This is a genomic window from Streptomyces sp. NPDC005263 (genome assembly GCF_042872365.1).
Lineage (GTDB): Bacteria > Actinomycetota > Actinomycetes > Streptomycetales > Streptomycetaceae > Streptomyces.
This window is the reverse complement of sequence record NZ_JBIAKJ010000021.1, coordinates 41,324-49,719: the sequence shown is the minus strand read 5'-3', so window position 1 is coordinate 49,719 and position 8,396 is coordinate 41,324. Positions and strand designations below refer to the sequence as shown.

Annotated in this window: 6 protein-coding genes and 2 pseudogenes; 4 read left to right on the top strand and 4 right to left on the bottom strand. The window is 68.8% G+C overall.

Annotation, left to right across the window (positions count from 1 at the left end; all coding sequences use genetic code 11):
- The first annotated feature begins 165 nt into the window (after positions 1 to 165).
- Together ACFYRY_RS41995 and ACFYRY_RS41990 are read left to right on the top strand one after the other, a co-directional pair.
- On the top strand, positions 166 to 1,980 hold the full coding sequence (locus ACFYRY_RS41995; protein WP_389158511.1) for a hypothetical protein: 1,815 nt from the start codon (positions 166 to 168) through the stop codon (positions 1,978 to 1,980).
- Complete coding sequence (locus ACFYRY_RS41990; protein WP_389158508.1) at positions 1,977 to 2,636, top strand: hypothetical protein; 660 nt, start codon at positions 1,977 to 1,979, stop codon at positions 2,634 to 2,636. Before ACFYRY_RS41995 ends, ACFYRY_RS41990 begins: the two co-directional genes overlap by 4 nt.
- A gap of 437 nt (positions 2,637 to 3,073) precedes the next feature.
- Here ACFYRY_RS41990 and ACFYRY_RS41985 read toward each other — a convergent pair whose 3' ends face one another.
- The gene (locus tag ACFYRY_RS41985) at positions 3,074 to 3,313 is read right to left on the bottom strand and encodes a hypothetical protein (RefSeq protein ID WP_389158505.1); all 240 of its coding nucleotides are present in this window, start codon (positions 3,311 to 3,313) and stop codon (positions 3,074 to 3,076) included.
- An 80-nt stretch (positions 3,314 to 3,393) separates the two neighbouring features.
- Between ACFYRY_RS41985 and ACFYRY_RS41980 the strand changes: the two genes are divergently transcribed.
- The gene (locus ACFYRY_RS41980; protein ID WP_389158502.1) at positions 3,394 to 4,557 is read left to right on the top strand and encodes a DegT/DnrJ/EryC1/StrS family aminotransferase; all 1,164 of its coding nucleotides are present in this window, start codon (positions 3,394 to 3,396) and stop codon (positions 4,555 to 4,557) included.
- Positions 4,558 to 4,570: 13 nt separating this feature from the next.
- Positions 4,571 to 5,137, top strand: a complete 567-nt coding sequence (locus ACFYRY_RS41975) for a hypothetical protein (RefSeq protein ID WP_389158500.1) — start codon at positions 4,571 to 4,573, stop codon at positions 5,135 to 5,137.
- Between the two features lie 864 nt (positions 5,138 to 6,001).
- On the opposite strand, the pseudogene ACFYRY_RS41970 reads toward ACFYRY_RS41975, so the two are convergent.
- From ACFYRY_RS41970 to ACFYRY_RS41960, 3 genes and pseudogenes are all read right to left on the bottom strand, one after another.
- Positions 6,002 to 6,310, bottom strand: a pseudogene (locus ACFYRY_RS41970) (dihydrofolate reductase family protein); the annotation flags it as partial.
- Positions 6,298 to 6,447: pseudogene (locus ACFYRY_RS41965) on the bottom strand (IS3 family transposase); the annotation flags it as partial. The pseudogenes ACFYRY_RS41970 and ACFYRY_RS41965, both read right to left, overlap by 13 nt.
- A 170-nt stretch (positions 6,448 to 6,617) precedes the next feature.
- Entirely contained in the window at positions 6,618 to 7,883 is a 1,266-nt protein-coding gene (locus ACFYRY_RS41960; RefSeq protein WP_389158520.1) for a CaiB/BaiF CoA transferase family protein, read from the bottom strand.
- Between the last annotated feature and the right edge of the window lie 513 nt (positions 7,884 to 8,396).

Here is an 8,396-nt window from a genome sequence, read left to right as displayed (position 1 = left end):
CGCAGCCCCATCGCCTACGAGACAGCACTCGACACAACATCAACTACCCTGGCCGAAGCCGCATAGCCCGTGTCCAAGATTCCGGGTCAAGGCCCGTGGGCCGAAGCCTGGCAGCAGGCACTCGCCCCGCAGGCGCCGCGTCCGCGGGAGCGTGTGGTGATTGTGGTGGCACCCCGTTCCTTCGGCGCCACGACCTTCGCGTTGCGGCTTCTGGCGCAGCACACCGACAGTACGACCACACTGTTCAAGCTGGACGGGGACTGGAATGCACCGAGCCAGGGGCGACTGCCGTTGGAGGAAGAGCACGCCTACCAGCTGGATCTGAAGGATCCCGAGCGCGACCGGCCGTCGGCGGATTTCCTCAATGCCCTCAGCACATTCGCCGACCACCTCGAGGATGCCCGTTCCTACCTCGTGCTGACGGTCGCCCAGGAGCTGTGGGACGACCGGCTGACCACGCGCAGAGGTGTGCAGGTCGTGTATGTCAGCGAGCCTCCAGATGCCCTGCGGGTGGTGGAAACCCGTCTGAACGCGGCCGGGCATGCGCCGCTCATCGCCGACCTTCGCGCCTTCCCGAAAGCCGTGGCCTCACTGCGGGGGCTGCACGCTATGGCGGCCGTGCGCGCCGCGAACACCATCGTCATGACATGGCAGGAGCACAGGCGCCTGCAGGACACCCGCACCTCAGCGAGCCTCCCCCGGTCTGCACCGGCCGACGCCGATCTCAGCCTGGAAGACCGCATCACCGCAGCACTGTCGGACTGGAGGGATCACCTCGACGGGCTCTTCGGCGAGGTGGCCACCACTCACGACAATGCCAAGGGCTCCCTCACGCTGGAGGACCGCTGCCTGCTGCTGGCCCTGGCGGTGCGCCAGTCGGCTCCCCTGCCGACTGTGGCCAGCACCGCACACGCCCTGCACCAAGCCCTTGCCCCGAAGGACGCGGGCACGAGGTCGAGCCTCTCCCCCGCTCAGAGTTCCTTCGCCGGCCGCGGACTGCGCCGCCGTATCCAGGATGTCGGTGCGGCTGTCGGCTCCCAGGACACCGTGCTCTTCGACCGGCCCGCCTACGGCCGGGCCATCCTCGAGTACGTCTGGGACAACTACGAGGCCATGCGCGAGGTAATGCTTGCCTGGCTCGTGCAGAGCGCCGCCGGCGACAGCGCAGCCGATCTCCCGGTTGCCGCACTGTCCGCCCTGGTCCTGCGCCACGGCACGACCGCCCACCTCACCACCCTGGGTGCCATCGCCCGCGAATCCCACCCCGATCTGCTCAGCACTGTCCTGGACGTGGCCGTCCACGACGAACACGTCGGACGCCTGGCTTGGGACGTTCTGTACCGCTGGGCCGAGCAGAAGCCCTACGCGCTCACCGTCATCTCCACCTGCCGCCGCGTCCTGCACGACGACGCCGCCAACGCGTCAACGGCAAAGAGGGCCATGGTGCGACTGCGGCGTATCGCCCACACCACCAGCGAGCCGGGCCTGCGCCGTGACGTTCTCAAGGCCTTTGAGGAACTGGCCGGCCGGCCCACGGGCACCGCCCGGCTGGTGGCCGAAGTCCGCGGCTGGCAGGAGTCCCAGGCATCCGCGAAGAGCGGGAGTCTGGCCTTTCTGGCCCTGATGCCCGTCCAGGACGACGACATGCCCTGGCTCATGTCCGACCGCGCGCCGGACATCGACGTCCAGCGGGCCGTGCAGGACCTTCTCAGCAGTCCGGACACGACGGCCGAGGCCATCCCGTACCTCACCGGATGGATCCGTACGTGCGCGCCCGACCCCGCCTCCTACTGCCGCCTGCGCGACCAGCTCCTGCCTGCCCTGCGCGGTCACAACATGTTCCACGCCGGCATGGAGCTGATGAAGGCTCTGGCCAACGTCACCACGCCCCAGGGCGTCAACGCCGGCGAGGACTTCTACCAGCACCTGGTCGACCACCGTCTGCAGCCGGTGTTCTCTCTCCCGAAGGACCCGGCATGAGGTGGCCCTGGCAGCGGGCGGAACGCATCACCACCTGCCCGCTGCCACGGCTGCTGGTTAGCGCGACCCCCGGCATCTCGTTCGAAGCGGTCTACACGCTGCGTTGGCGTCCCACACTGCGCCTGCGCCCCAACCTCGAGGACCTCGTCCGCGCCGACGTCCACCAGAAGGCCGCCGCGACGGCGGCACGCTGGGACGCAGCCGACCTGTCCGCTGCCCAGGACGCCCTGAACGCAGCTTTGGGCGCTCCGCACGAGAGCAACCGCCACTATCGGATCCTGGCAGCCCAGGTGGTGTTGCGTCTGTCGCCGGAGTCCCGGGAACGCCTCGCGCAGCGCACAGCGGACACCGAACGCGTCCGGCGCCTGGAATTCCTCAAGACACACCTTTACGACCACCCCGGCCTCGTCGTGCTCGACCGTCTCGAACGCCATCCCGGGCGCCTCCCGGACGAGGAGACTGCCGCGCTGCAACGCCTGGCCCGCATGATCAAAGGCTGTGACCAGTGGTGGTATCCGCTGCTGGAGCAGTGGGAACAGCTCGGCGACGGCTTCAGCGATGCCGACAAGCAGCAGCGGGCCATGCTCGCCCTGCTCAACTCCGTCGCCGCACTCAACGGCGGAAGCCCACCCGCAGCGCAGGCACACGTCAACTGACGTCCATCACACGGCCCTTGGCACGTGGCGAACAAGGACTTTCACCGTGAAGCTTGTCCTTTGGAGAGCCGTGCTCTCCCCCCTCACCAGCCTGCACGCCCTGCTCCTGCAACGGCGAAGCAAGACACCACTCTCCTACGACACGGCCTGGCGGCAAGCCCGCATGCTGCACGCACCCGACGAAATGGTCTACCGGCTTTACGGACACCACGCTGGCCCCGTCCTGTCCGACACACCTGACCCAGCCCGCCCATCCCTTGCCGACCCGACGGGGCAGCCAGAGGACGGACCGCGCTGAGTACGCGCTCGGATCCGCCTCCTCCCGGCCGGCCTTCACGCTACTTTCGCAAGGAACTCGAGCCACACAGGCAGCGGGTGAGCTGCCGGACACTCCGGGGCCGGCGACACAACGTGAGGACTACGCCGTCCCGGGTGTGTCACAGCAGCTTTACATGCTCCAAGCTGGCCCGCAGTGCCGGAGAGGCGTCTTCGACGACGTGTCCGTGCTCCAGGCCCTTGAGAATGACCTTGCCCTTGGGAGCCCGGTCCACGTGGAAGGAGGACCACAGTCGGCACGTAGGACAGTCCCGGCCGACCAGGAACGGGCGCAGGAGGTGCAGCTCGTGGTCGCTGTCGCGCAGGTAGAGGCTGCCGGCCTCGAGGTCGTTGCGGGGCACCGTCGCGGACAGAGATCGGGATGGGTGGCTGGCGACGGACTCCGAACCGCTCGATGCACTGATCTTGGGCCGACGCGGGCATGCTGTTGGGTGTGAAGCTGGGGGAGGCAGTGCATGGGCCGCGCTTGGACGAGGAGTTGCAGGTCTGGCGGACGCATATACCGCGGAAGGTCCGTTGGCGTTCCACGAGGGCCATGCGGACCGCCCTACGGCGTGGCGAGATGCTGGGCAGCGGGGCGACACGGGAATTGGAGAGGCGGTTCCGGGAGTCGTTCGACCGGCACGCGGTCGCTGTCTCCTCTGGAATGGACGGGCTCGAACTTCTGCTGGAGCACTACGGCGTCGGACAGGGCCGGACGGTCGTTGTCCCGGCCAACTGCTTTCCGTCCATTCCCGCGCTCGCCCGGCAGCTGGGCGCCCGACCCGTAGCGGCGCAGATCGACGACGCCCATCTGTGCCTGGCTCCTGAGGCCTGCCGGTGGGAGGTCCTAGACGAGGCGCCGATCGTGGTGTGGGTTCACCACGCGGGCATGGTCGGCAGTGCGGCGATGCAGTCCATCACGCGGCTGCGTGAGGCCGGCTGCACGGTAGTTGAGGACTGTGCGTACCTGCTTCCGGACTCCGCTCCAGCCGGTGGCCCGGGTACCTGGGGCGACGGTGCCATCTTCTCCTTCCATCAAATCAAGCCGATGGGCGCGGCTGGCGGAGGAGTGGTACTCACACGCGAAGGCCGCGTCGCCGACGAGCTGGCCGTGCGTCGCTCGCACAGCGGCCAGGAGAGCCGCTGGCAGGAGGGCGATGTCCTCTGTCGCGGGCGGGAGTTGAGCGAGTTTGCCGCCGCTGCCGCCGTGGCGCGATTCGTCCACCGGGACAAGATTCGTGACCGGCTACGGTCGCTGGCCGAGGAGTACGCAACGTCGCTGGCTCGCTGGCTTCCGCCTGGCCGCGTGCCCCAGGACACGTGGGGACGCTTCACGATCCGCGCCCGTTCGGCGGGCGAGGCAGCTCTGCTACGCGAGAACCTGAACCGGCGGCGCATCAGCACCAATGTGATGTTCGCCTTCCCGTGGACCTCTCATCCCGCATTCTCGGATGTGACCCAGCCCAACGCCCCGGAACTGACAGGGTTGCTGCGCAGCAACGTATGCGTCCCCTACCACCCGGGCATGCGCTGCCGGGACGCTCGCCGGGTCGCGGCGGCGGTGGCGGAGCATTCCAGCTTGTCCCGGCACACGGGGCATTGAAAGGAGCGGTGCCTTGTCCCCAGCTTCCGGCCAGGACCCTGGCGAAGAGGGATGGGAGGTCCCGAAGCCGATCGGCTACATCGCGGCATCGGAATCCATCCATTTCGTCGCGGCTCCCCTGCTGGCCACCGCCGCGATCACCGCAATCGGCGTCATCCTCGCGGACGGCGACAAACTGCGGTGGCCGGACGCAGCGGTCTTGGCATTGACCGTCTGCGTCACGCTGTTCGTGTTTTCGATCCAACGCAGCTTCAACGCGCGGACGCATCTGTTCAGCGCCGCCGACATCGATGACTGGTTCGGGACCGAGTACCGGCCGCCCGACACAGTTCTGAAACAGCATCAGCACGACGGGGTCAAAAAGTGGCGCACGACCGTACGGGGCGCGACCAATGCCTACAACCTGGGTGTCGTCACCCTGGGCCTGGGCGCCTGCCTGGCCCTGGCACCGCCCGAGGACGCGACGTTCTGGCAAGCGTTCTTCCGCTGGACGGCGTCCGGTGTCGCCGCAGTATCCGCCGGCACAGAAGGGATCTCGACGGCCCGGATCTGGCACAGCCAAAGGCCCGGATCCCCCTAACCACACCGCGGGCAGCCCGTCTGCCAAGCCCGAGGAATGGATGTGACGACGTGAGCGGTGCCGATCCAGGCCCTAAGCCCTCGCAGAACTACTACACCTACTGTCCCCTCTGCAACGGCATCTTCCACGAGGAGAGCACCCAAGGACTCCGCAGGAAGTCCCCCGCTTACTTCGCCCACAGGGTCGGGTGCGAGGCAGCGATCCTTCCCACAGAGGAACTACTGAGCATCCACAGCTCGCCGGCCCACGTCCGGGAAGCGATCCGACAGCGGCGTGACCACGGGGAATCGGCCTAGGCCGTGTATGGGGCCCAGGCCGTCGATGCGGTCGACGTCCAGGTCGTCGACGGCGTCCTTGACCGCGTCTTCGGGGACTGTGGCCGCGCCGTCGGGCAGATCGAGGAATACCGTCAGGCCGCCGCCGGGGCCGGCCGGGCCGGTGATGGTGTCGACGCTCGTGCGGGACGGGCGCGTACTGGCACGGCTCGTCCTCGAGCGCTTCGACCTGTCGAGCCCAGTAGGTGGCGTCGCGCCATTCGCCGCGGCGCAGGTGCATGAGGTAGAGGCAGATGGCGCCGGTAGCCTGGCCGCCGCCAGCGGCGAACTGGAGCCAGAACTGGGCGCCTTCTTCCCGGCTGGCCAAGACCAGGAGGCAGGCGAAGGCGAGCGCGCCGCCGGGGTCGCGAACGGTGTCGAAGCGGGCGATGCGGCGGGCGGCGTCGTCGTCGTGGATGATGCCCTGGCACAGTGCGCGCAGGTCGTGTCCGGCCCGCTCGTGCAGCAGGCCGTTCGCCCCTTATTGGGTCTTGCTCCGCGCCCGCCGGCGCCGGCCTGGTGGCCGTCCAGGCCGGCGGACGGGGCGACGTCACGCAGGGACGGCGAGCGGCGGGTGCTCGAGCACGCGGGGCTTGTACTCGACCAGCTGGATGCGGCCGTCGAAGGTGCGGTGCCCGATCATCTCGAGGGCAACGTCCGGATAGCCGTCGTAGATGCGTTCTTCGCCCGTAGCCCCGGTGATCACCGGGAACATCACGACCCGGAAGCGGTCGACGAGTCCGGCTCGTAGCAGGGACCGGCACAGGCTGAGGCTGCCGATCGTGCTGAGGAGCCCCGAGCCGCTCGACTTCATGGCGCGGACCGCCTCGACGGCGTCGTCGCGGACGAGCGTGGCGTCTCAGCCGCACCGATCCCCAGCTTGGCTGCGACCGCCTTCATCGCGGCCCACTCGGTCGGGTAGTTGGGGCGGATCTCCGCGACCATGCGCACCGCGCGCTCACGAAGCTCGGGCGGGTAGGGGGACGAACGTGCCATGACTCGATCCTCTCAGGGAATCGAGCCTCCATCAGACCCAGAGCGGTTCAACAAGAGATACCGCCGTTGTGCCGAGCAGGCCCCGAAAATTCGATGTACGCGGGTGGCCAAATACTACGTGGACGCCGAGGGGCATGCCGATGCCGCCGTCGAGGCATGGCTCCGGCCCCTCAGCGAGGGGTCGGGGCCACCGCACCTTGTGCGCGCAGCACGGCGATGTCCTCCTCGGTGACGCCAAGTTCGGTGAGCAAGGCATCGGTGTGCTGACCGAGTGCGGGGATCCCACCCATCGGTGGCTCGTAACCGGCGATGACCGGAGGCGGAAGCAGAGCGGGCACCTGACCATGAGGTGTGTCGATCCGGCGCCACCGGTCCCGGGCCGTCAGATGCGGATGGGCTATGACCTCGCTCGGTGTGTTGAACCGGGCATTCCCGATCCCGGCGGCATCCGCGTCGCTCTGCACCTGCGTCAGGTCATGGCGCGCGCACCAGTCGGCGATCTCCGCGTCCAGGAACTCACGGTGCTCCGCCCGGCCGGAGGTGGTACGAAGGCGTTCGTCGTCGGCCAGGTCGGGCCGGCCGAGAAGGTCACGCGCGAATCGCTGCCATTCGCGGTCGTTCGTCGTGCCCAGGACGACAGTCTGGGCATCCGCTGTGCGGTAGGCACCGTACGGCGCGACCGCGGGCGAGCCCATGCCGACCGGCTGCTGGTCCACACCCGTGTGCAGCGTGTAGGTGAGCTGATACCCCATCAACTCCGTCATCGTGTCGAACAGGCTCACCGCGACCGCGGTGAGGCCGCGGCCATGGCCGCGCTCCTTGCCGAAGAGCAGCGCCAGAACCGACAACGCGGCATACAGGCCGGAGCACACGTCGGCCATGGGCGGACCGGGCTTGGCCGGCGCACCGGGGAGGCCCGTCGTCGCGCATGCGCCCGATTCCGCCTGGGCCAGCAGATCGTATGCACGCTTGTGGGACAGCGGGCCTCCCGGCCCGTAGCCGTCGATCTCCACGGCGATGAGTTCGGGGTGGCTGATGGCCAGGTCGGCGGGCGCGATACCGAGCCTCGCCGTGGCACCGGGAGCAAGATTGGAGACCATCACATCGGCGCGGTCGAGCAACCGGTGAAGTACCGCCATCCCGGACGGATCCTTGAGGTTCAGCGTGACCGACTCCTTGCCCCGGTTGACCCACACGAAGTGCGCGGCCATGCCGCCCACCACGTCGTCGTAGTGCCGGGCGAAGTCACCGCCTTCCGGGTTCTCCACCTTGATCACCCGAGCCCCGAAGTCACCGAGGGTGCGGGTGCAAATGGGAGCCGCCACCGCCTGTTCCAGGGACACCACCGTGATGCCCGCCAGCGGCCCGGTCGGCTTGGCCGCGTCACTGGCGGTTCGTCCCGGGGCGGAGCGTTCTGCCCGCTCGGTGTCTGCCACGTTCACCCGATCACCCTTCAGGTTCCGGGGAGGAATGCCGGCCCTCGCCATAGGTTTCTCCTCGACCTTGTCGTATCTGCTGTGCCGGGCGTGTCGGTGCCGTGGCCCGCGCCACCCGCCACATGCCCGCTCCGTCGTGGTAGGTCCGGTGAACCGCGGAGCGCGTCCGGCCGAGAACGCGCGGCTGCCCTCGGCGAAGTCCGCGCCGGCCGGCAGTTGCGGCTGTGCCCGTACCTCCTGTGCGAGTACGGCGTCGAGTTCCGCGGGCCGGGACGCCAGGATCCGCTTGGTCTCCGCGATGGAGAACGGAGCGCCTTCGGCGAGCCGCCGTGCCCGGCCGTACCGCTTCCTGCCATGCGGATCCGGGCTCGCAGAGGACGTCGACCAGACCGAACGCGGCCGCACTCCCCCGAGTCCAGCACATCGCCGAGCGGCAGCAGGCGCGCTTCGCCGTGCCCGTACCGGCCCGTCGTCCTCCACGAGCACGGCCGCGCCTGGCGTCCAGTCGGTCAT

Bases quoted from the DNA above. Each gene is read 5' to 3' on its own strand.
- ACFYRY_RS41990 (WP_389158508.1), top strand. From the start codon at position 1,977: ATGAGGTGGCCCTGGCAGCGGGCGGAACGCATCACCACCTGCCCGCTG.
- ACFYRY_RS41980 (WP_389158502.1), top strand. From the start codon at position 3,394: ATGCTGTTGGGTGTGAAGCTGGGGGAGGCAGTGCATGGGCCGCGCTTG.